The 21,902-nt window shown below is 70.1% G+C and carries 19 protein-coding genes; 10 read left to right on the plus strand and 9 right to left on the minus strand.

The window, feature by feature from the left end; genetic code table 11:
- Positions 1 to 641: 641 nt before the first annotated feature.
- Positions 642 to 896, minus strand: a complete 255-nt coding sequence (locus AB0C19_RS02475) for a hypothetical protein (protein ID WP_357178285.1) — start codon at positions 894 to 896, stop codon at positions 642 to 644.
- A gap of 202 nt (positions 897 to 1,098) precedes the next feature.
- Here AB0C19_RS02475 and AB0C19_RS02480 point away from each other — a divergent pair, with 202 nt between their 5' ends.
- Positions 1,099 to 1,569 (plus strand): PRC-barrel domain-containing protein, encoded by a 471-nt coding sequence (locus tag AB0C19_RS02480; protein ID WP_357178288.1) that lies wholly within the window; start codon positions 1,099 to 1,101, stop codon positions 1,567 to 1,569.
- Positions 1,570 to 1,837: 268 nt separating this feature from the next.
- On the plus strand, positions 1,838 to 2,896 hold the full coding sequence (gene trpS / locus AB0C19_RS02485; RefSeq protein WP_357178291.1) for a tryptophan--tRNA ligase: 1,059 nt from the start codon (positions 1,838 to 1,840) through the stop codon (positions 2,894 to 2,896).
- 57 nt (positions 2,897 to 2,953) lie between these two features.
- Here trpS and AB0C19_RS02490 read toward each other — a convergent pair whose 3' ends face one another.
- Positions 2,954 to 3,676 (minus strand): hypothetical protein, encoded by a 723-nt coding sequence (locus tag AB0C19_RS02490; RefSeq protein ID WP_357178294.1) that lies wholly within the window; start codon positions 3,674 to 3,676, stop codon positions 2,954 to 2,956.
- A 72-nt stretch (positions 3,677 to 3,748) separates the two neighbouring features.
- Between AB0C19_RS02490 and AB0C19_RS02495 the strand changes: the two genes are divergently transcribed.
- The 5 genes from AB0C19_RS02495 (at position 3,749) to AB0C19_RS02515 (ending at position 7,985) form a co-directional block, all read left to right on the plus strand.
- Complete coding sequence (locus AB0C19_RS02495) at positions 3,749 to 4,399, plus strand: winged helix-turn-helix transcriptional regulator (protein WP_357178297.1); 651 nt, start codon at positions 3,749 to 3,751, stop codon at positions 4,397 to 4,399.
- Positions 4,400 to 4,439: 40 nt separating this feature from the next.
- On the plus strand, positions 4,440 to 5,651 hold the full coding sequence (locus AB0C19_RS02500) for a low temperature requirement protein A (protein WP_357178300.1): 1,212 nt from the start codon (positions 4,440 to 4,442) through the stop codon (positions 5,649 to 5,651).
- 120 nt (positions 5,652 to 5,771) lie between these two features.
- On the plus strand, positions 5,772 to 6,119 hold the full coding sequence (locus AB0C19_RS02505) for a YciI family protein (protein ID WP_357179455.1): 348 nt from the start codon (positions 5,772 to 5,774) through the stop codon (positions 6,117 to 6,119).
- A gap of 2 nt (positions 6,120 to 6,121) precedes the next feature.
- Positions 6,122 to 7,378, plus strand: coding sequence for a sigma-70 family RNA polymerase sigma factor (locus AB0C19_RS02510; RefSeq protein WP_357178303.1), 1,257 nt, complete (start codon positions 6,122 to 6,124; stop codon positions 7,376 to 7,378).
- A 16-nt stretch (positions 7,379 to 7,394) separates the two neighbouring features.
- Positions 7,395 to 7,985, plus strand: a complete 591-nt coding sequence (locus tag AB0C19_RS02515) for an HAD-IA family hydrolase (RefSeq protein WP_112675211.1) — start codon at positions 7,395 to 7,397, stop codon at positions 7,983 to 7,985.
- Between the two features lie 4 nt (positions 7,986 to 7,989).
- On the opposite strand, the gene AB0C19_RS02520 is transcribed toward AB0C19_RS02515, so the two are convergent.
- Positions 7,990 to 8,961, minus strand: a complete 972-nt coding sequence (locus AB0C19_RS02520) for an NADP-dependent oxidoreductase (protein WP_357178307.1) — start codon at positions 8,959 to 8,961, stop codon at positions 7,990 to 7,992.
- A gap of 239 nt (positions 8,962 to 9,200) precedes the next feature.
- On the opposite strand from AB0C19_RS02520, the gene AB0C19_RS02525 reads away from it, so the two are divergent.
- Positions 9,201 to 9,896: a YoaK family protein gene (locus AB0C19_RS02525; RefSeq protein ID WP_357178310.1), complete on the plus strand. Its 696-nt coding sequence runs from the start codon at positions 9,201 to 9,203 to the stop codon at positions 9,894 to 9,896.
- 12 nt (positions 9,897 to 9,908) lie between these two features.
- Here AB0C19_RS02525 and AB0C19_RS02530 read toward each other — a convergent pair whose 3' ends face one another.
- The 3 genes from AB0C19_RS02530 to AB0C19_RS02540 form a co-directional block, all read right to left on the minus strand.
- Complete coding sequence (locus AB0C19_RS02530) at positions 9,909 to 10,988, minus strand: DUF916 domain-containing protein (RefSeq protein WP_357178313.1); 1,080 nt, start codon at positions 10,986 to 10,988, stop codon at positions 9,909 to 9,911.
- Positions 10,989 to 11,077: 89 nt separating this feature from the next.
- The gene (locus AB0C19_RS02535) at positions 11,078 to 13,051 is read right to left on the minus strand and encodes an FN3 domain-containing metallophosphoesterase family protein (RefSeq protein ID WP_357178315.1); all 1,974 of its coding nucleotides are present in this window, start codon (positions 13,049 to 13,051) and stop codon (positions 11,078 to 11,080) included.
- 144 nt (positions 13,052 to 13,195) lie between these two features.
- Positions 13,196 to 14,461, minus strand: coding sequence for a HupE/UreJ family protein (locus tag AB0C19_RS02540; protein ID WP_357178318.1), 1,266 nt, complete (start codon positions 14,459 to 14,461; stop codon positions 13,196 to 13,198).
- 133 nt (positions 14,462 to 14,594) lie between these two features.
- Here AB0C19_RS02540 and AB0C19_RS02545 point away from each other — a divergent pair, with 133 nt between their 5' ends.
- Positions 14,595 to 15,257 (plus strand): hypothetical protein, encoded by a 663-nt coding sequence (locus AB0C19_RS02545; protein WP_357178321.1) that lies wholly within the window; start codon positions 14,595 to 14,597, stop codon positions 15,255 to 15,257.
- A gap of 69 nt (positions 15,258 to 15,326) precedes the next feature.
- Here AB0C19_RS02545 and AB0C19_RS02550 read toward each other — a convergent pair whose 3' ends face one another.
- The 3 genes from AB0C19_RS02550 to AB0C19_RS02560 form a co-directional block, all read right to left on the minus strand.
- Complete coding sequence (locus AB0C19_RS02550) at positions 15,327 to 16,976, minus strand: cellulose binding domain-containing protein (protein WP_357178324.1); 1,650 nt, start codon at positions 16,974 to 16,976, stop codon at positions 15,327 to 15,329.
- 233 nt (positions 16,977 to 17,209) lie between these two features.
- A complete protein-coding gene (locus tag AB0C19_RS02555; RefSeq protein ID WP_357178327.1) occupies positions 17,210 to 17,899 on the minus strand; it encodes a hypothetical protein in 690 nt (229 codons plus the stop codon).
- Entirely contained in the window at positions 17,892 to 18,392 is a 501-nt protein-coding gene (locus AB0C19_RS02560; protein ID WP_238687504.1) for a sigma-70 family RNA polymerase sigma factor, read from the minus strand. Before AB0C19_RS02560 ends, AB0C19_RS02555 begins: the two co-directional genes overlap by 8 nt.
- A 181-nt stretch (positions 18,393 to 18,573) precedes the next feature.
- Between AB0C19_RS02560 and AB0C19_RS02565 the strand changes: the two genes are divergently transcribed.
- A complete protein-coding gene (locus AB0C19_RS02565) occupies positions 18,574 to 21,804 on the plus strand; it encodes a S8 family serine peptidase (RefSeq protein ID WP_357178331.1) in 3,231 nt (1,076 codons plus the stop codon).
- Positions 21,805 to 21,902: the final 98 nt, after the last annotated feature.

A 21,902-nucleotide genomic window follows, 5' to 3' on the forward strand; every position in this document is an offset into this window, starting at 1 on the left:
ATAATTGGCACTGGCTTTACAAGCACCCTGTTGAGTTCTCAAAGAACAACCACACACCGACCAGAAGCCCCACCACAGTGGAACCCCAACCGGGGCTTTTCGTACCGTGTCCCCGCCGCTCTCGCGCCGGGCACTTTTACTACGTTACCTCACCGTCTTCGCCGTGTCAAACCGTGTGTCCCGGTCTGTCATGCTTCGTACGGGTCAGCGCCGGCGCACTCACGCAGCAGCGAACCGCTGCGTCAGGTCGTCGGATTCAGCAGACCGGCCGCTGCGGTTTCCCGCAGTCTCGCCCGGTTCCCTGCCGGTCGTGAACCTTACCCGGTCGGCTTCGCCGCACCAAATCCGCCTCGCGGCCGATCCGGCGAGCCCCGCCCGGACCGCGTCTCGCAGGAGCGAACCCCTGCTCGACCCGGTTGCCATCCCGTTTCGGCGCTCTAGGACCTTCGTCCCGTTTGCCCCGTTCCGCGCTGGCAGAGAGAAAGTTACGCGTCTGCGGGTTTGATCGTCAAATCCACGGGTAGCGGCGCGCGTCACATTCGCTCGTCTGAGCAGTTTCCCCAGGTCAGAGCCGTGTCGTCGGCAACGGGCGCTCGGCGACCATCGCGCCAGGCCGGCCTGGCCCGCAGAAGCGGCGGCGATCAGGACGGCTGCCGCCGCCGGGCGGCGAGCCAGCCCCGGACGCCGAGAACGCCGGCGGTGGTGCCGATTGCCAGGGACGCGGCGATCAGGAGAGCGTGCACCCACAGGAAGCTGGTGGCTGCGCCGTCGGCCACCGTGCCGGACGCCCAGGACCGCGGGTCCTGCCAGATGGCCACCGCGAACCTCGGCCAGATCACCCAGGTCCAGACGCCGACTCCGACCAGGAAGAGACTCCACCCTCGCGACAGCACCATGGCAGCCGAGTATGCCAGCGCACCTGGTCACCGGGCCCGCGCCGACCATCGGCACCGCGGAACCCGCGGCGGCACGAACGCCGGGCGGACCGCCCCACACCTCGGCAGGAGCGCCTCCGGGTAGAGCGCAGGCCGTTTCCGGCGGCAGCGGGATGGGCACTGCGAAGGGGGACAGCTGAGGACCGTCCCTTGGAGGTGCCCCGTGCAACCCTCGATCTTCAACCCCTGGGCCTGGCGTGATCCGTCCGCCTTGGCCGGCGGGTACACGCAGACCACCCCCTCGGTCACCCCTCCGGAGGGTCAGGAGGGTGGGCACGACGGCCCGGACGCCCCCGGCCCGGGTACTCCCGTCGACCTGGTGGGTTATCAGGTGCAGGCGAGCGACGGGCGGATCGGCACCATCGACGAGGCGAGCGACGAGGCGGACGCCGGGCACCTGGTGGTGGACACCGGGCCGTGGATCTTCGGCCAGAAGGTGTTGCTGCCGGCCGGGACGGTCGACCGGGTGGATCACCAGGAACGCGTCGTGCACGTCGACCGGACCCGCCAGCAGATCAAGGACGCGCCACCGTTCGATCCGGTTTCGGCCGACCAGGAGTATCGCGAACGCGTCGGCGCCTACTACGCCGACAGCTACCTCCCCCCTCCCGGCGCCATCCCGCGGGTAATCTGAGGCCGTGGTCCGGACGGGCAACTGCGCATCCGAGGCGGTCGAGCTGGTCGACGGCCGCTTCCCCGGTGCCGTGCCCGAGATCCCGACCAGTTTCGGCGATGGCCGTGAGCAACTTCTGAACGTCCTCCGTGCCGGTGGTCTGCGGTTTCGCGCCGGCGCGCGATGGCGGGCGACTCGCTGAGTCGATCCCGCTGACCGAGCAGGGCTGAGCCAGCCCTGCTCGGCGCGCGCCCACGCGTGACCCACCAACGGAACGAGAGGCACCACCATGTCCGTCGCACGAATGCTCACCGGCGACCGGCCCACCGGCCGCCTGCACCTCGGCCACTACGTCGGTAGCATCGCCAACCGGGTACGGCTGCACCGACGCTACGAGAGCTTCTTCATCATCGCCGACCTGCACATGCTCACCACCCGCAACCGTCGGGAGGACATCGACCAGGTTGCCGGCAACGCCCGCGAGATGGTGACCGACATCCTCGCCGCCGGCGTCGACCCGGACCGGGCCACGTTCTATCTCCAGTCGGCCATCCCCGAGGTCGGCGACCTCAACACCCTCCTCCAGAACCTGGTGACCGTCCCCCGGCTGGAGCGGGTGCCCTCGCTCAAGGACATGGCCCGCGACGCCGGCAAGGAGGAGATGCCGTACGGGCTGCTGGGTTACCCGGTGCTCCAGGCCGCGGACATCCTCTGCGTGAAGGGTGAGGTGGTTCCGGTCGGCCGGGACAACGCCGCACACGTCGAGGTGACCAGGGAGATAGCCCGGCGGTTCAACCACCTGTACGGCCCGGTCTTCCCGGTGCCCGAGTTGATCCCGGCTGACACACCGAGCCTGGTGGGGACCGACGGCGCGGCCAAGATGAGCAAGAGCCGGGGCAACGCGATAGCGCTCTCCGACGACCCGGCGACGGTGCGTCGCAAGGTGCTCGGCATGTACACCGACCCGAACCGGGTGCGGGCCGACGTGCCGGGCACCGTGGAAGGCAACCCGGTGTTCGCGTACCACGAGGTCTTCAATCCGGACCGCGACGAGGTGACCGACCTGGCCCGGCGGTACCGGGCCGGGCGGGTGGGTGACGTGGAGGTCAAGGAACGGCTGATCGCCGCGCTGGACGGGTTCCTGGCGCCGATCCGGCAGCGCCGGGCCGAGATCGAAGCCGACCGTGGCCTGGTCGACCGACTGATCGTCGAGGGTACGGAACGAACCCGCCAGGAGGTACGCCAGACGGTGCTCGAGGTACGCCGGGCGATGGGGCTGACCAGCGCGTACCAGCAGGTGCGGCGGCGAGCTGAGCGGAGCCGGCGCCGGACGGACGCCTCGACCTGAGGCCGGGGCGTCCGGTCGGCGATGTGGCGCCGGGTCCGCTGCGACACCATCGGGGTCTCAGCGGATCCGGACGTCAGCCAGGTCCAGAGTGATCGGCGTCCAGGAGAGGTCCGGGGTGCGGTCCTCCTGGCGGATGTGGATTCGGCGTCGCGTCGGCACGACCAGCCCGTCGACCTCGGTTGATCCGCTGACGTAGTGCGCGACCCGGGAGGAGCCGTTGACCACCGGCTGGTAGTCCATGCGCCGCAGCAGCCCGTTGTCGTCGAAGTAGTACAGCTGGGTGTCGCTGTGGGTGTGCACGCTCTCGGGGTACGTGACGCGCAGCACGCGCCACGACTCGCCGTCCTCCGTCCACGGCTCGATCTCGTGCGCCTCGATACCCGGCCAGGTGAACAGGAACGGCTCGACGAGGTAGTGCCAGGTGGCGTAGCCACGGAAGTAGGCCGCCTGGGCGAGCGTCCACTGGCTCTCCCCGGTGTAGCCGGCAAAGCTGGCCCGAGGATTCGTCAACTCGTCGATCAGGCTGCCGTCCGCTGCGGTGACGGTGACCCGGTCGGTGTCGCCGTCGTACTCGGTGACCTGGCCGGTGCCCTCCTGGACGTGGCGGATCCGTTCCCGGTGCAGATCGGCCTCGACAAGTTCGGTGCTGTCGAAGTCGGGACGGCCCTTGAACGCCCAGAACGGGCCGCCGTAGGTGAGCCGGGTGGTGAGGGTCGATGCGGTGTTCCAGCGATCGAGGCCGCCGTGGCGCTCGATGACCTTGGCAAGCAGTGCATCCATCGCTTACTCCTAAGTTAGGACTAGACGGTTCGACGTTAGCACCGTTCGGTGGACGCCGACTACGATGGCCGTGTGACTCAGCGGACTTACCAGGACGCCTGCGGGGCGGCGCGCACGATGGACATCGTCGGCGAGCGCTGGGCTCTGTTGATTGTTCGAGAGTTGGTGTTCGGCCCGAAGCGTTTCGGCGATCTGCGGGCCGGCCTGCCGAAGGCCAGCCAAAACGTGCTCAGCCAGCGACTGCGGGAGCTGGAGCAGTCCGGCATCGTCCGGCGGGTGCAGCTCGGGCCGCCGGCAAGCGTGCACGCGTACGAGCTGACCGAGCGCGGCCAGCAACTGGAGCCGACACTGATCGAGTTGTCGCGGTGGGGGGCCGGCCTGCCCGCGGAGCCGGACGTCGAGATGAGCACCGACGCGTTCATGCTGTTGCTCAAGGCCCTCTATCGGCCACCGGCCGGCGAGCCGGTGACCGCCCGACTCCGGTTGCAGGTGGGCACCGACGCCTTCGAGGTGGCGGTCTCTCCGAGTGGGATACGCGTGGCCCGCGGTCGGTCGGGCCCCGTCGACGTCACTGTCACAGGCACTGTCAGAGCACTGCGGGACCTGATGTTCGGCGGCACGCCGCTGCGATCGGCGGTTTCGGTGGGCGACATCGACGTGCAGGGCGACAAGGCGGCGGCTGAGCGGTTCTTCCTGCTCTTCGGAGCGACGCCGGGCGAGTAGACCGGATGAACCGTCGACCCTTATGGCGCAGAATGCGAGGGTGAGGAGGATTCTCGACGTTCGTCCGGTGCCGGCGGGGCTGACGCACCGGACCACGATGTTCGAGATCTTCTTCGACCTGGTCTTCGTCTTCGCGCTCACCCGGGTCATCACGTTCATGGCGGGGTCGCCGAGCGCGCTCACCCTGGCCCAGGGGCTTCTCCTGCTGCTCCTGCTGTTGTACTCCTGGTCGCCGTACATCTGGGTGGGAAACCTGGTCCGGCCGGACGTCGGCCCGGTCCGCGCTGTCACCCTTGTCGCGATGGCGGCGATCTTCGTGGCCGCGTTGGTGTTGCCGGACGCCTGGAAACAGAGCCCGGAGCTGTTCGACGCGCCGCTGACCCTCGCCCTGGCCTACGTGGTCGGCCGGGCCGTGCAGCTCGTGATCCTCTACTGGGCGAGCGCGACGAACCCCCCACTGCGGTCGACGCTGCGGTTCTTCACAGTGCCGGTGGTGCTGGGCTGGGTCCCGCTCATCATCGGTGCCCTGCTCGGCGGTGCGGCCCAGACGGCGCTCTGGACGGTGGCCTTCTTGCTGAACATCGGCGGCGCCCGGATCGCGTCCACCTTTCGGCCGTGGCAACTGCGCAGCGTGGACCACTTCAGCGAGCGGTTCGGCCTGGTGCTCATCATCGCGCTGGGAGAGTCCCTGATCTCTGCTGGCGCGGGCCCGAGGGCGACGGCACCGGTCGGCTCCGCCCTACTGGCCGCACTGCTCGGCCTCACCTGCACGGTCTGCCTGTGGTGGCTCTACTTCGACCGGCTGGCGTCCGCCGCTCGGGAAGCCGTCGGCAACGTGCCGGGTGAGCGACGGGCCCGCGTGGCCGGCGACGCGTACGGCCTGGGGCACTCCACGCTGATCATCGGCGCCATCTACGTCGCGCTCGGCATCGAGGAGGTGATCGCCCAGCTCACCGAGGAGTCGGCACACCCCGACCGGCTGGGCTGGGAGGCCACCACCGCGCTCTACGGCGGCGCCGGCCTCTACCTGCTCAGCAGGTTGGTGTTCCGCCGGCTGACAGTTGGCGCGGTGTACCCGGCGCAGGTCGTCGCCGCGCTGCTGCCGCTGGCCCTGCTGCCGATCGGCCGATCCCTGCCGCCACTGGTGGCGCTCACAGTGCTGACCGCCTTCCTGATCGGGGTGACCTGGTTCGAACGACGGATGGACCGACGCGACGAACGACCCGAGTCGGCACAGCGACGCCTCCCGTGAGCACAGTCGGACAGCTCGGTCGCGAAAAACCTGCCGCGTCGTGTCGATATCCCCGGCCCGCGTTCGTCGTCATGCTGTACGGCGACCCGCCGCACCGAGAGGAGCCGAAACGTGAAGTACATGCTGCTGTTCATGAGCCCCATGGTTGACGGGGAAGTCGTCGACAACGGGTGCAGCTTCGAGGACTGGATCCGCTACGACAGAGAGATGAAGGACGCCGGGGTCTGGGTCTCCGGGCACCCCCTGCAGGACCTGACCACCTGCACCACGGTGCAGGTCAAAGCGGACGGCGAGCGCACGATCACCGACGGGCCGTTCGCCGAGACCCGTGAGCTGCTCGGCGGGTACGACGTCATCGACGTGCCGGACCTCGACGCCGCGCTGGACTGGGCGGCCCGCAGCCCCGGGGCCATCGGCACCGGATCGGTCCAGGTCCGTCCGATCTTCGAGCTCGACATGCAGGAGTGACAGTGCCGGCCGAGGGGGCGGCCATCGGGTCGTCGGTGGAGGCGGTGTTCCGGGAGGAACGCGGCCGACTGCTCGCCTCGCTCGTGCGCCGCTTCGGTGACCTCGACCTGGCCGAGGAGGTCACCTCCGAGGCCATCGAGGCGGCGCTGACGCACTGGCCGACCGACGGCGTCCCGAGCCGGCCGGGTGCCTGGCTGCTCACCACGGCTCGACGTCGGGCAGTGGACCGGCTGCGTCGGGACCGGGTGCTGGCGACCCGGCTCGCGGTACTGCAGGCGGAAGCCGAGCGGGCTGATCACGCGCCGCCCGCCGACGCTGACCGCGACCTGCCCGACGACCGGTTGGCGCTCTTCTTCACCTGTGCGCACCCGGCGCTGGCCGCGCCGGATCGCGGCGCACTCACCCTGCGGTTCCTGGCCGGACTCACCACCACCGAGGTCGCGCGGGCCTTCCTGGTGCCGCCCGCCACCATGGCCCAACGACTCGTCCGCGCCAAACGGAAGATCCGCGACGCACGCATCCCGTTCCGGGTGCCGGGACCCGACGAGCTGCCCGGTCGTCTGCCCACCGTGCTCCAGGCCGTCTACTCGGTCTTCACCGAGGGGTACGCGGCCAGCTCCGGCCCCCATCTGCAACGGATCGACCTGGCCGAGGAGGCCATCCGGCTGGGCCGGATCCTGCGTCGGCTGCTGCCGGCCGAGCGGGAGGTCGCCGGGCTGCTCGGCCTGATGCTGCTGGTCCACGCCCGACGGGACGCGCGTACCGGGCCGGACGGCGCCATGATCCTTCTCGACGACCAGGACCGTGGACGCTGGGACCGCCAGATGATCGAGGAGGGGCAGGGCCTGGTGGTGGTCGCGCTCACCGGCCGAGCGCCCGGCCCGTACGGCGTACAGGCCGCCATCGCCGCGCTGCACGACGAGGCCGCCGACGTGGCCAGCACCGACTGGCCACAGGTGGTGGCCCTCTACGACGTGCTGCTCGGCCTGGTGCCCTCACCGATCGTGGCGCTCAACCGGGCCGCCGCGGTCGCCATGCGGGACGGGCCGGCGGCCGGGCTCGCGCTGCTCGACGAGTTGGCCGACGAGCCTCTGCTGCGCGGCTACCACCCCTACCCGGCGGCGCGGGCCGACCTGCTGCGCCGGCTCGGCCGGTACGACGAGGCCGCAGCCGCGTACCGCAGCGCGTTGACGCTTGTCGGCACCGAACCGGAGCGCGCGTACCTGCTCAGTCAGTTGAGAGCCGTCACGACCGAGTGAGCTGTACCCTTCCCGGGTGAGTCTGCCTCTGCCTCCCGGGCCGTTCGCCGCGTACCTGTTCGACTGCGACGGCACCATCGTCGACTCGATGCCGCTGCACTACCTGGCCTGGCAGCGGGCCCTTGAGGAGTGGGGCTGCGAGTTCCCCGAGGACCTCTTCTACGCCTGGGGTGGGCGGCCCACCGCCGACATCATCGTCGCGCTGAACGAGCAGCAGGGTCTTGCCATGCCGGTGGCGGCCGTCGTCGAGCGCCGGGAGAGCTACTACCAGGAGTTGCTGCCGCAGCTCGCCGCCGTGCCCGAGGTGCTGGCGCACATCCACGACGCGCACCGGCGGGTCCCGTTCGCCGTCGTCTCCGGCAGCACCCGCGCGTCGGTCACCGCCTCCCTGGACGCGCTCGGCCTGCTGGACCGGTTCGACGTGCTGGTCTGCGCCGACGACTACACCCGGGCCAAGCCGGACCCGGAGGCGTTCCTGCTCGCGGCGGAGCAGCTCGGCGTACCCCCGGAGTCCTGCCTGGTCTTCGAGGACACCGACCTTGGCATCCAGGCCGCGACGGCGGCCGGCATGGCGTCGGTACGCGTGCCGCAACAGCGCACGCCCTGACGTCTCAGGCGACCGTCAGCAGGAGCTTGCCGGAGTAGGACGTCTGTAGGCGTTGGTGCGCGTCCCGCACCTTTCCCAGCGGGAACTTCTCCGCGACGTGCACCACGAACGGCCCGGCGGCGATGAGTTCGTTGAGGCGCCGCAACTGTCGAGGGCTCGATTCGCCGTCGTACGCGCGGACCATGACGCCGGGCCGTTCCTGTGGCTCCGGCTGCACCCCGTGAGCGAACGCGACAACCCCGCCGTCGGCCAGCGCCTCGGTGAGCCGGTCCAGCGTCGCGCCGCCGGCCATCGCCAGGATGGCGTTCACCCCGCCCGGTGCCGCGTCCCGGATCCGGGCCAGCACGTCGGTCATGTCGCCGTGGCCATCGAGGGACACGTCGGCGCCGAGCCGGGTCACCAGCGCGACGCCGTCCGCCCCGGACGCCACGGCGATCACGTTCAGCCCCTGCCGCTTCGCCAACTGCACGGCCAGGTGGCCCTGACCGCCGCTCGCACCGAAGATCAGCAACCAGGCGCCGGCCGACAGGCTGATCGCGTCGAGCCCGGCCAGCGCGGTCAGCGCGTCGGTGGGCATGGCACCGGCGTGCTCGGCGGGCACACCGTCGGGCACCTTCGCCACGTACTCCGCCTTGACCGACGCGTACTCGGCGTAGAAGCCGCCCTTCGGCCGACTGGTGGCGGAGACGTAGACCAGGTCACCCACAGCCAGGCCGGACACCTTGCTGCCGGCCGCGATGACGGTTCCGGCACCGTCGGAGCCGGGCACTATCGGGAGCGCCGAGCCCTCCGGCACCAGCACACCCTCGCGCTCGTACGCGTCCCACACCCCGACACCGGCGCTCAAGACCTTGATCAGCACTTCGTCGTCGGCGACCTGCGGGATCGGCAGCTTCCGCAGGGTGATCACCTCCGGCCCGCCGAACTCGTCGAAGGCCGCGGCCTGCATCCGCTCTGGCACATCCCCGTCAACCATGTGGATTCCCTCTCCGTGCCGGCGTCACCGTCGCAGCATGCCGGCTCGGGAACGGGCGTGGTCCGGAGCTGAGCGTCGTTCACCCACAAGGACGAACGCCCGCGCTCGGTGTCCCTGGCCGGGCATAGCCCGGGCGGGCACGGGAATGTCCGCGTACCGCGTCGGGCGCGAGCGCGAGCACGTTCGACGTGGAGGACCGGGCGCGTCGCGCTGGCCGCGGGACCAACAGGAAGGGCATCGTGCACGCTCCGTCGACGCGGGCCACGGCCTGGCTCCTGGTGGCGCTGGCCACTGCCTCCGGCTTCCTCGACGTGATCTGTCTGACCAAGCTCAACGGCTACTTCGCCAGCGTGATCACCGGCAACCTGGTGCACTTCGGCCACGCGCTCGCCACCTCCGACACCCGCTCGTTCGCGGGGGCGGTGGTGGCGGTTGGCGGGTACGCGGTGGGCGTGGCCGCTGCCACTGTGCCGTTGCGCCACACCCCGCCGGGTTGGAACCGGCGTACCGCTGTGGTGACGTCGGCCGAGGCGGTGCTGCTGCTCGGCTTCACTGCGGGCTGGTTCGCCTGCTCGGCACGTCCCGGGTACGGCTTCGGGCTCGTGCTGCTGGCGATGGCGGCCGTGTCGAGCGGCATCCAGAGCGTGATCACCGTGGCCGCCGGCGTACGAGGTGCGTCGACCACCTACCTGACCGGCTCGCTGACCGAGTTGGTCCGGCGTCGCGTCGTCGACCCGCACCGGTTCGCCGACGTGGGTGGTGTCGGCCGGCTGGCGGGGCTGGTGGTCGGCGCCTTGCTCGGCACTCTGGTGCTGCGTACGGCCCCGACCTGGGCATCCGTGCCGGCGGCGGTGCTGGTGATCGCCGTGATCGCGTTCGCGATCGGCCTGACCCAGCGGGCGAGAGCCGCCGCCGACCGAAGCCGGCCGAGGTGACCGGAGCCGCGATCAGGAGGTCTGCGGCTCCGGGCCACGAAGCGCCTGCTCGACGGCGTCGCGTACGCGGGCGTCCTCGCGCGCCTTACTCTGCGCCCGGTTGCGGCGTCGGTACAGGTACGCCCCGACGAGCACGGCGATCAGCACGACGAGCACCAGCACCAGCATCCAGGGCAGGGCCCAGCCGTGCGCGGTGACCTGGACCGGCTTGAGCGAGGTGGTGGAGCCCGAGGCGTCGGTGAGCAGGGGCGTCAGTGTCGCGGTCGCGGCCAGCGAGATGGCGGGAGCCACCCCGTGTACGGGCACCGTGACGTCCCAGCTCTCACCCGGAAGCAGCTCCGGCGGCGCGGCGACATCCTCGGCCCGCACCCGCAGCAGGCCGAACGGACCGGAGACGGTCACCGCCTGCTTACCGGACAGAGCCGCGTTGCCGACGTTGTGGACCTTGTAGGTGATGGTGGCGTCACCCTTGCTGAACGGGTTGGTCGGCCCGGCGTACGTGACGTCGAGGTTCTCGATCGCGAGGTTCGGCTTCAGCTCGCCGCCCACCCGCAACGTGATCCGGATGCCGAGGCGCCGGTCGACGTTGATCCCCTCAGCCTGGTCGGCCTGGGTCAGCGTGGTGAGGATGCCACCCACGTAGTCCCCGGGCGTGGCGTTCTCCGGAACGCTGACAGTGAAGGGGACCTGGGCGGTCTTTCCGGGCTGGATCACGACGCTGCCGGCGTTCGGCTTCACCCAGGCGCCGATCGCGATCGACTTCTTGTCCTTGGTGAGCAGGTCGAGCTGGCCGGCGTCGGTGGTGAAGCCGTCGGCCGCGTACACGGAGAGGGTCAGCGGCGCCGGGCCGCGGTTGGCCACGACCATGGCGTCCTCGACGGCACCGCCCGGGTTGACGTTGTAGCTGTAGCTGGACCGGGCCTCGCCGTAGCCGTTGGAGGCCGTCCGGACCGTCCAGGCGACGTTGCCGTCCGCCGCCAGGGCGGGACCGGCACCGACACCGACGGCCGCGACGACGGCGAGCAGGGACAGTGCTGTCGTACGGAGGCGTGCGGCGGTCGTGGTCTTCCAGCGAGTGACGGACGGTTGCATCTCGAGTCCTTGTGGTGATCTTGGTGGTGGGTGAACCGGTGGCGGGGTAGGCCCCGAAGGTGCCTACCCCGCCGAATGGAACGGTCCGGTCAGCTGCTCAAGGCAGTGATCGTGAGGGTGGTGCGGTAGCTGCCCTTCGCGATGCTGTCCGGGATCTTCAGATCCAGGTCAGCGCCGAGCTTGGCGCCGCCACGCGGGTGACCCTGCGCGGCCGCGGCGAGCGCGCTGGAGACCGAGAGGCCCTTGCCCTGGTCGTCGAGCGACGACAGGACCGCGGCACCGGCCTCGGCGCCCGCGCCGGCGTCGAGCACGTACGGGCTCCAGCCGAGGTAGGAGCCGGCGAACTTCTTGTCGGCGTCGGAGAAGTCGCCGACGTTGGCCGAGATCGACCACGGGGCGAGCGACCGGCGGCTGTCCGACACGAGGATCGGGTTGATCTTGCCGTTGGCCTGGAAGTAGGTGCCGTTGCGCTCCTGCGCGGTACCCAGGTCGACCAGACCGTTGTAGCCGTCGATCGTCCAGCCGAACTCGCCCGGAGCCGGGTTCGGCACGTTGACCTGGATGGCCTGGCCGTCACCGTGGAACGGGTGCACCGTCACGTTGTCGACGATCGAGCCGACCGGCTGACCGTCCGGGGTGTTGACGCAGGAGAGGCCCTTCTCGACGGCCGCGTTCGGCGCCGCGCAGGTGCCGCTGCGAACGTTCGCGAGAACCAGCTTGTCGCCGCGAACCTGCACCTTGACGTAGCTGCGCACGTGCTCCTGGTTCTGCACGGAGTTGTACCAGTACTTGTTCGCGTCCAGCGGGTCCGGGCCGTTGCCACGGATGCCGGTGCCGGTGTTGTCAGGCTTCTTGATGTCGTAGTACTTCGAGCCGGAGGCCGAGTTGGCAGTCACGTAGATGACGCCACCCGGGCCGGGGAACACGTCGGCAGCGCCCGGCTTCTCCGCCGGGTTCTCCTTCTGGCCGTTCTTGATGGAGTAGCTGCGGGTGTAGCTGTGGTCGTGGCCCTGCAGGACCATGTCGACACCGAGGTTGGAGAACGCGGTGGTGAAGTCCTCCCGCCGCTGCTTGTTGTCGGTGTCGGTCGCGTGGCTGGCCGGCGAGTAGATGGAGTGGTGGTAGACCAGCACCTTCCACTTGGCCTCGGAGCCGTGCTTGTTGATGACGTCGGTGACGTACGCGACGTGCGCCGCGTCGCCGCCGGCGGAGCCGTCCGCCGGGTTGACGTAGCTGTTGCTGTTCAGGTCGATGAACAGCACATCCTTGTGGATGAACCAGTAGTCGCCGCCGGACCGGGTCGCCTGGTCCCCGTTGTAGTACTGGGCCGAGCGGTCGGTGTTCGGGGTGAAGTGGTGCTGCTCGTACGACTTGCCGCCGACGTCGTGGTTACCGATGGTGGCGACGAGGGGGATCTGACGCAGCTGGTCGGGGGCCAGGAACGAGGTCCACTGCCCCTCGTCGTTGGCGCTCTCGACGTGGTCGCCGGCAGAGACCAGCAGCTCGGCGTTCGGGTTGGCCGCGGTGGCGACCTTCAGGGTGTCCTCCCAGCCGGCCTGGTCCTTCAGCCGGTCACCGGAGGAGCCGATCTGCGGGTCGCCGAAGAACAGGAAGTCGTAGTCGCCCTCGAAGTCCTGGGTCTTGAAGGCGTACGCCGGGGACCAGCTGCCCTCGGCGCCGACCCGGTACGAGTACGCCGTCTTCTCCCGCAGGTTGCTGATCGTGGCGTGCCGGTTGAAGCCGGCGGTGGAGGTGTTCGCCGCACCGACGGCGTCGAAGCTGACCGCGCCGGCCGGGAACTCGCCGTTGACGATCTCGGCGGTCGGGGCGAGCTGGATCTTCTGCGCGGTGTCGGCGGAGGAGTACCAGCTCACGATGCGCTGGGTCTCGTTGGCGCCGACGCCGAGGACCACACCGGTGATCGTGGTGGACTCGGCCGCGCTCGCGGTGGCCATCAGGCCACTGCCGAGGGCCGCGCCCAGACCGAGGAACCCGGCTGCGACCCCGGCGACCAGGCGCCGCCGCACGAGCGCGGAGGCCCGTGTCGAGGTGCTCAATGTCATCGACATTGTTCCCTTTTCAAATAGAGAAATGGATTGTGCCTTCACCCGACGCTGGGGAAGCAATTCCACGCTTTCGCCGCTCGATGAACCGACCATGAACGTGATCTTGCGAAAGACTGCACTTCGCGAACTACTTAGCCCTACTCATGATCCAGAAACGCGCTGCACAAACCAGATCAACCCCATAATGGACACGGCTGCGGAAACAGCTCCGGTCGCCCAGAGGCCGGCTTTCGGCGCACGACGGCGCAGCACGAACAGCAGCGGGAAGACGACAGCGATAATCGTCAACTGAACGACCTCGATGCCGACGTTGAACACCAGCAGCGACCACAGCAGGGTCCACGACCACGCCTCGTCGATACCCAGCGCGCCCGCGAAGCCAAGGCCGTGCACGAGGCCGAAGCAGAACACCACGCCGAGGCGGATCCAACCGGCCCGATCCAGGCTGAAGTGGCCGCGCCCGGCCGTCTCCAGGTCGGCCGCGTGCTCACCACGCCGCCAGATCCCCCACAGGTGCCAACCGGCGACGACGGCGATCGACAACGCGATGATTGGCTCCACGATCACCCCCGGCACCTCGACCAGGCCGAGCGCGGCGAGCATGAACGTCACCGAGTGCGCCAGTGTGAAGCTGGTGGCCGCGAGCACGATCTCCCGAAGCCGCCGGGACCCGGCGATGAGCGCCAGCAGGAACAGGATGTGGTCGATCCCGGTCAGCAGATGCTCGGCGCCCAGGAGGAAGAACTCGCCGAACCGCTCGTACCAGGCCTGCGCTGTCGAGAAGGACGGGTTGGCGGCGTCGAGCGCCGCACTGCCCGAACGGCCGTCGATCTCGTAGGTGACGATCGTCTTCGTGCCCTTGACGTAGCCCTCGCCATCAGGGAAGAGGCCGCTGCGCACCACGTGCTCGTCGACAGGCTCCGGGCAAGTCCAGTCGAGCAGCAGGTCCGCGTACGGCACGCCCTCGCGCTCGCCGATCGTCGCGTCACCCACCTGGGTCGGCCGGCAGGCCGCACCCCGGGAACTCACCGAGAACCGGTCGGAGACGTAGCCGAGAACCGCCGACGCGTGACCCTTCAGTGCGGCGGCCTGGGCGGCGGTGTCGCCCGCCTCGAACGCGGCGGTTCCCGCTTGGAAGAACGGGTCGTCGTCGCCGGCATCCGCGGCGGACACGACGAGGAGGTCGTATTCGAGCTCCACCCCGGTCCGAATGTGACCCTCATCTCCTGCTGCAATTTTCGCGTACACAGTCGACGAGAAACCGTGCGCGGACGCCGGTTCGGCGCCCAGAAACGGAACCACCGCTGCGGCGAAACCGACAGCGGCGACGATAACGGTACGGCGGATGCGGCCTAACATTCGACTCCCTCGGTTGGCCAGTGCACGTTGCAGGGCGTGGGTGAACACCAACCCGCACACCGATAAACCGCCGGAGAACAACTTCCCCGAACGACCGCCCACCGATTACCGGTGACCGGAATTGAGATAGGAATACGAGGAAGTACGCGCACTTTCCGCCACCACCCGGAGGACGATCACCTTGCGCCCCCCGCTTCGGGCCGTTGCCATGCTGGCCGCGACCGCCGCGCTGGTCACCGCCTGCAACTCCAGCGACGACTGGTCCGAGCCACGTCCGGCGCCCAGCGCCATCGGCACTCTCGGCCCGGGGTTCGTCGACCCCTCCACGAAGCCCGCGCCGGAGGCGACCATCACCCCGCGGCCCGGCTCGTGGGCCGACGTCCACCCGCCGAGGGGCTACCGGGTCGTCCTGTTGACCAGCGGTACGGACGACCCGACCAAGGCCCTCGTGACGGCGGTGAAGGAGTGGGCCGACGACGAGCACGTCGACTTGAGGACCACAGTCGTCGGCAATGCGCACGACACCGTTGCCAGCATCGCCACGGCGATGGAGATGGGCCCGGACCTCATCGTCAGCGCGGGCAACGACCTCATCGACGGGCTCGCGCTTGTCACCCCGAACCACCTGGACGAGAAGTTCCTCGTGATCGGTGCGGAACTCGCCGAGCCCACCCACAACGTCACGGCTGTCGACTGGGACGGCGCGTCGTTCCGGGGCGAGGGGCTCGGAATGTCCTCGACGTACGACCCGAACTCGTTCACCGCGGACCGTTGCGCCGCTGCCATCCGGGCGGGCGTGGCCGCCGTCCTCAACGACCTGACCGGGCTCGTGGTCTGGCTCTGACGCTCGGGCTCCGGCTCTGAGCCGCGCGACCCGGCGCGGAGGCGATGACCCTCCGCACCGGGCCTGCGGTCATCCCGCGGAACAGGTGGGAGTCATCCCCGCACCGGTCCCGCTGCCCTGGTAACCGAACTCGGTCGACTGCCCCGCTGCGATGGCGCCGTTGTAGGCGACATTGGTGAACTGAACGGTCCCGGTGCTGCCGCTCCGGTTGGCGCTCCAGACGCTGGTGATGCTGGCGCCCGACGGCAGAGTCATGGTGACCGTCCAACCGTTGACCGGCGCGGTGCCCGCGCTCACCCGCACCGTGGCGACGAAACCGCCCGTCCACTGGTTGACCGACACCGTCGCCGCACAGCCACCACCGGCCGGGGGCGGGGTGGTCGGCGGCGGCGTCGTCGGCGGCGGCGTCGTCGGCGGCGGGGTGGTCGGCGGCGGGGTGGTCGGGCCGTCAGTCAGGACCGGCGTCGGCCAGTCCCGCCAGTCGGCCAACCGGCCGAGCGCCTTGCTGGAAATCCGGATCACACCCGGCTCGTTGCCCGTCCTCAGCAGGAACTTGCGGATGTTGTTCTGCAACGGGGTACGCCACTCGGAGCGGTTGGCGCAGTGGCTGCCGTCCTGCACGTCTGACCAGTAGGTGATGTTGTCGCCGGCGCCGAGCGCCTTGTAGACCTCCGCGCCGCCCAGGGCCGCGACGCTCGCCGACCGGGGGCCGAGGTTGGCGATGTGCGGGTTGTCCATGATGAACAGCCCGCGCGGTGCCACCATGGCGACCATCTCGTGGGTGTCCACCGGGAGCCGGTTCGGACTGCCGGTGAAGGAGCCGAACGCGTCGCCCAGCCAGGGTTGCTCCCCGTATGCGCTGCTCAGGCTCTGCGCGCCCTCACCCGGGATACCCCGGAAGATCGGGACGCCAGCGCTGCCCGACTCGATCGGCATGGTCAGGGCGATGCGCTGGTCGAACACACCGATCGCGAAGGCGCCCTTGCCGTAACGGGAACAACCGGTGACGCCCATCGCGTCCGCCTTGAGGATCCTGCTGTCGGACTGCTCGATGACGTCGATGATTCGACTCACGCCCCACCCCCAGGCGGCGAGCAGTCCGGTGCTGCTCGATGAGCCGTAGATGCTGTAGAACGCGCCCTGCTTGTTGTTCCGGGGAGTGCCCTCGCGCCCGACTGCCAACGGGTCGTAACTGATCACGGCAGCACCGGCGGCCTTGATGGTGGCCGTGTCCGCGCCGAACCCGCCGACCACCACGACGGCGGGGAAGGGACCGGTGCCGCTGGGCAGCTCGACCCGCGCCGAGAAGGTGGAGCTCCTGCCGTTGTGTGCCACGTTGACGGTGATGGTGCTGTTGGACACCGTCCCCGTGACCGTGGCGGGCTTGGCCGGCTTGTCGCCGAAGACGAACTTCTCGGCAAGCTCCTTGATCTCCGCCCGCCGGCAGCGCCAGTCGGACTTGGCGGTGATGGTCGTCCCGTTCAGCTTCTTGAAGGGGTCGGGGAGCTTGGCGTTGGTGGGCAGCGAGCCCAGGTCCGGCAGACCGGCGACGGCGCAGTCGACGCCCTCGTCCTCCACTGCCACGGCCAGCGTGCCTGCTGCGGCGTGGGCGTTCGTCGTTCGTGTCACTACCGATACCGATCCGGCGACAGTGAGCGCTGCCAGCGCCAGCACGACGACAATGGACCGGGTCCTGGAACGGCCCGAGGGAATGGTCACTAGAGGTCTCCTTCCGAGGTGGTGATTACAGGAAGGGACGAAGCGAGATCGATGATCACGATTGCCAGCCACGTCAAGCCTGGGCCGGCCCATCGCAGAGTGTCAATTTTTTTCCGAAAGTTTCGGCCCTATATCATCGAAACCTTTCGACGCCAGCCTCCGGCTCGACGGGCGGCATCACGTCCGCGCCGCACCACACCGACGCCACGATCGCGGCCCGCCGTCGAGGCCGCTCACCTCGGCCCGCGGTCCAGGAACTCGTACGTGGTGGTCAGGCCCTCGGGCAGGTCGGGGACCAGGGCGTTGGTGCCGTCGACCACCTGGACGTAACGCCTGCCATGGAAGATCGAGTAGCTGCCGTCCGGAACCTGATCGATCCGGAAGAGCTGCGTCGAGGCGGCGGCATCACACGCCCGGCCGCGTACGCTGCCCGGCGCTGCGTCGTGCACGACCGTCATGCAGATCGCGTCGGCACCGGACGCCAGGAGGACCCGGTACCTGTCGCCCTCGGGGCGCAGCACCCACAGCGCCCGATCGTCGATGCCCTGCTCGGTGGTGGCCCGCACCTGGTCGCCGTCGCTGTCGATCGCCAACGTGGCCCCGCGCATGCCGGGCAGCAGGATCTGGACCTGCCGCCGGCCACCGAGGATCTCCTGCGGTCCCGCCGAGGCGGTCTCGGACGGGACCACTGGCGGTACGACAGGGGTGGCCGGACCGACACCGGGCGTCTCGACGTTGTCCCGTACCCGCACCAGGGCGGTGCCAACGGCGAGGGCCACCACGGCCAGTCCCGCCGCGCCGACGGCCGCCCGACGCCGCCGACGCCGGTCGCTGCGGTGCCGCAACGTCTGTGCCCCCGGCAGCGTGGTGACTTGCCGGACCTCGTCCACGATCGCTGTGAGATCGTCGCGCGGATCAGCCATGGGAGGTCTCCTCCTGGTGCGCATCGGTCAGCAACCCGGCCATCGCTCTCCGACCACGGGCGAGGTACGTCTTCACCGTTCCGACGGGGGCCTCCATCTCGGCTGCCACCTCCGCGACGCTGAGGTCGTTGAGATGGTGCAGCACAACCGCCCGCCGCTCGTTGGCGCTCAGCCGTTGCAGCGCCTGCAGCAGTGCGACGTGGTCCTCGTTCAGTCCGGGCACGCCCTGGTCGACAGCGGCCCGGCGGTGTGCGCGTACCCGGTTGAACGCCTTGCGCCAGCTGCTCACCGCGATCCGGGAGGCCACCCGGCGTACCCATGCCTCCGGACTGTCCGTCTCCCGCACCGTCGCCCATCGCTGCCAGGCCCGCATGAACGCCTCGGCGACGGCGTCCTCCGCCTCGGCGCGGTTGCCGGTGAGCGCGTACACGTGACCCACGACCCGACCCGCGCAGGCCGCGTAGAGGGCGTCGAACTCTTCGGCGTCACGCATCCGACCGGTGCCCTCCCATGCCTCGTCCCCTGGTCACCGCCGCATCGAACTCGCCAGGGTGGACAGCTCACGTCGGCGCGGGGTGCGATTGTGGCCTCTGTCACACCAGGGTGATCAACCTAACGACCTGGTCAGGCGTCATCGTGCCGACCCGGGAGACGCCCGTGTCGGAGAGGACGATGTGCGACGACGGCAACGACGCGCCCTGACAGCCGGCGTACTCGCGACCGCGCTGGTTGCGGCGGGCCTGATCGCCCAACCGGCGAACGCGCAGGAAACGCCGACGGCCACGGCCCCCGGCACCCACGGAACCTTCACCCTGATCACCGGTGACCGGGTTTCGCTGGACGCGGCCGGGCGCCCACAGATCCAGCGCGGGCCGGGTCGGGCCGGCATGCGGTTCGTGAGCAGCCGGGAGGACGGTCACCAGTACGTCATCCCGGTGGACGCGATGCCCTTGGTGCGAGACGGGCGGCTCGATCGACGTCTGTTCGACCTCAGCACGCTCGGCGATTTCGGCTACGACGACCGGGCAGCCGAGTTGCCGCTGCTGGTCGCGTACCCCGAGAACATGGCGGCGCGGGCACGGACCGCGACCACCGGGGGCGCCGGGCGGGTGCGGGCCGATCTTCCGGCCGCGCACGCGCTCGCCGTCCGGGCGGACCGGGACGACCGGGTGACGCTCTGGACGTCGCTCACCCGAGGTACGACGTCCGCTCGCACCCTCACCACGGGCGTCACCCACATCTGGCTGGACGGCAAGCGCACCGTCTCCCTCGATCGCAGCGTGCCGCAGATCGGTGCCCCGGCGGCGTGGCAGGCCGGTTTCGACGGCACCGGCGTCACAGTCGGCGTGCTGGACACCGGGATCGACGCCGGCCACCCCGACTTCGCCGGGCACCTCACCGAGGTCCGGGACTTCACCGGCGGCAACGACCCGAGCGACGCGGTCGGCCACGGCACCCACGTGGCCTCGACGATCGTCGGCAGCGGTGCCGCCTCCGGCGGCAGGTATCGCGGGGTCGCGCCAGGGGCGAAACTGCTCGTCGGCAAGGTCTGCGCCACCACCGAATGCCAGGACTCGGACATCATCACCGGCATGCAGTGGCTCGCGCCGCAGACCCGGGTGGTCAACCTCAGCGTGGGCGGCGACGACGCACCCGGCCTCGACCCGCTGGAGACCGCGGTCCAGGAGCTGAGCCACGAGTACGGCACCCTCTTCGTGGTCGCGGCCGGCAACGAGGGGAAGCCGAAGTCGGTCTCCTCGCCGGCCTCCGCCGACGACGCTCTCGCCGTCGCCGCCGTGGACGCCGACGACCAGCGGGCCTACTTCTCCAGCCGGGGCCCGCGCGTCGGCGACAACCACATCAAGCCCGAGATCAGCGCGCCGGGCGTCGACATCGTGGCCGCCGCCCCGGGCGGTGACTACGCCACCATGTCGGGTACGTCGATGGCGACCCCGCACGTGGCCGGCACCGCCGCGATTCTCGCCGGGCAGCACCCGGACTGGTCCGGCCCGCAGCTCAAGGCCGCCCTGATGGACTCGGCCAAACCGACCGGCGAGGACACGATCTACGAGCAGGGCGCCGGCCGGGTGGACATCGCCCGCGCGGTCGCCCAGCCGGTCGCCACCGACATCGCCGCCATCGACTTTCCGGTACAGCGCTGGCCGCACGCCGACGACAGCCCGATCACCCAGGTCGTCGGCTACCGCAACTCTGGCACCGCGCCGGTCACACTGACGCTGGCAATCGCTCCGGCCCCGGCCGGCATGCTCACCGTCAGCCCGGCCACGCTCGTGGTGCCGGCCGGCGGCAGCGCCAAGGCGACGATCACCGTGGACACCCGGGTGGACGCCCCGGACGGCGTCTACCAGGGCGCGCTGACCGCGACCGCCGCCGGCGACCTGCGGGTACGGACGCCCTTCGTGTTGAACCGTGAGATCGAGAGTTACGACGTGCGGCTCAACCACACCGGACGCGACGGCAGGCCGGCCACCGAGTACACGACAGTGGCGGCGAACCTGACCACCGGAGAGTTCAGCACCCTCCCCGCGACACCGGGCGGCGGCGTCCTGCGGCTGCCCAAGGGTCGGTACGCGTTGTACAGCACCATCCACGAGGGTGCCGTGTCGACACTGCTCGCGCAGCCGGTCCTGGACGTACGCGGCCCGGTCACCGAGGCGGTAGACGCCCGCAACGCCAAGCCGGTCGCGTTGACGGTGCCGCAGCGCGACGCCGCGCCGATCTCGATCAACGTGAGCGCCAACTGGGACGACGGCATGCGCTACCCGGGCGTCCAACTCAGCGGAGTCTCCTTCACTGACATCTTCTTCGGCCGGCTCGGGCCCGCCGTCACGGCACCCGAGTTCACCGCGACGCTGGGCGTCGGGCTCGCCCGGCCGGGCACTGACGGCACCTTCCGGAACAGCCCCTACACCTACGACCTGGCGTACGTCGGCACTGGCGACATGTTCACCGGCCTGACCAGGAAGCTGTCACCGAAGAACCTCGCCACTGTCAAGACGACCTACCGCAGCCAGTCCACGACGGCGACGGCAACCCGGTTCCACCGCGCGTCGGCGCCCGGAGGCGCGGGCCCGATCGGGTCGAACACGCCTGTCGACCTGCCGTTCAAGGGCACCGAGTACTACAACACCGACGGCGGCATCGTCTGGACGTCCACGTTCGTCGAGGGGGACAACCTCACGACGCAGGATTCGACAGTCAGGTCGGGGCGTACGTACACCCAGACCTGGAACGCGGCACCCTTCGGGCCCTCCGTGACCCAGGCGCCGACCCTGTCACCCCTGGGGTACGCGGGCCGCGACGGCGACGCCATCTCGATCGCGTCGGTGCCCCTGTTCGGCGACGCGACCGGTCGCCCCGCGAGCCGCGACGACCAGCCGGTGCGGTTCCGGCTGCTGCGCGACGGTAAGGAGATCGGCACCTCGGACAGCCCGTGGGCCGAGTTCGCGGTGCCCGCCGGGAAGGCCACCTACCGGCTGGAGGCGACCGCCACCCGAGGCGCACCGGACACCCTGTCGACGTCGGTCTCGGTGGCCTGGACCTTCACCTCGGCGCACACCACGTCGCCGGAGCGGTTGCCGCTGACCACTGCTCGCCCGACGCCAGTGCTCGACGACACCAACACCGCACGGGCCGGCCGGGTCATGACGATCCCGGTGGCGCTGGACCGGCAGGCCGGCTCGAAGGCCGCGGCCAACCGGAAGCTCGCCGTGTCCGCGTCGTTCGACGACGGCCGGACGTGGGTTGCGTTGCCGGTGATCCGGAACGTCGCGCTGATCAGTCATCCGCGACGGGCCGGGTTCGTCTCGCTGCGACTGACCGCCACCGACACCGCCGGCAACACTGTCACGCAGACGATCCAGCGGGCCTACCGGATCGCCTGACGCGTTGCCCGGTCCGGGGTGGCGGCTGCTGGAGCCGCCGCCCCGGACCCGATCCGAGCGCCTCAGGCGGTGAGGCGCCGGCGATTGACGCTGTCGCG

This window comes from Micromonospora sp. NPDC048842, from assembly GCF_040649935.1.
GTDB classification, from domain to species: Bacteria; Actinomycetota; Actinomycetes; order Mycobacteriales; family Micromonosporaceae; genus Micromonospora; species Micromonospora hortensis.

Bases quoted from the DNA above. Each gene is read 5' to 3' on its own strand.
- AB0C19_RS02560 (WP_238687504.1), bottom strand. From the start codon at position 18,392: ATGCGTGACGCCGAAGAGTTCGACGCCCTCTACGCGGCCTGCGCGGGT.
- AB0C19_RS02490 (WP_357178294.1), bottom strand. From the start codon at position 3,676: ATGGATGCACTGCTTGCCAAGGTCATCGAGCGCCACGGCGGCCTCGAT.
- AB0C19_RS02555 (WP_357178327.1), bottom strand. From the start codon at position 17,899: ATGGCTGATCCGCGCGACGATCTCACAGCGATCGTGGACGAGGTCCGG.
- trpS (WP_357178291.1), top strand. From the start codon at position 1,838: ATGTCCGTCGCACGAATGCTCACCGGCGACCGGCCCACCGGCCGCCTG.
- AB0C19_RS02475 (WP_357178285.1), bottom strand. From the start codon at position 896: ATGGTGCTGTCGCGAGGGTGGAGTCTCTTCCTGGTCGGAGTCGGCGTC.
- AB0C19_RS02535 (WP_357178315.1), bottom strand. From the start codon at position 13,051: ATGACATTGAGCACCTCGACACGGGCCTCCGCGCTCGTGCGGCGGCGC.
- AB0C19_RS02520 (WP_357178307.1), bottom strand. From the start codon at position 8,961: ATGGTTGACGGGGATGTGCCAGAGCGGATGCAGGCCGCGGCCTTCGAC.
- AB0C19_RS02530 (WP_357178313.1), bottom strand. From the start codon at position 10,988: ATGCAACCGTCCGTCACTCGCTGGAAGACCACGACCGCCGCACGCCTC.
- AB0C19_RS02505 (WP_357179455.1), top strand. From the start codon at position 5,772: ATGCTGCTGTTCATGAGCCCCATGGTTGACGGGGAAGTCGTCGACAAC.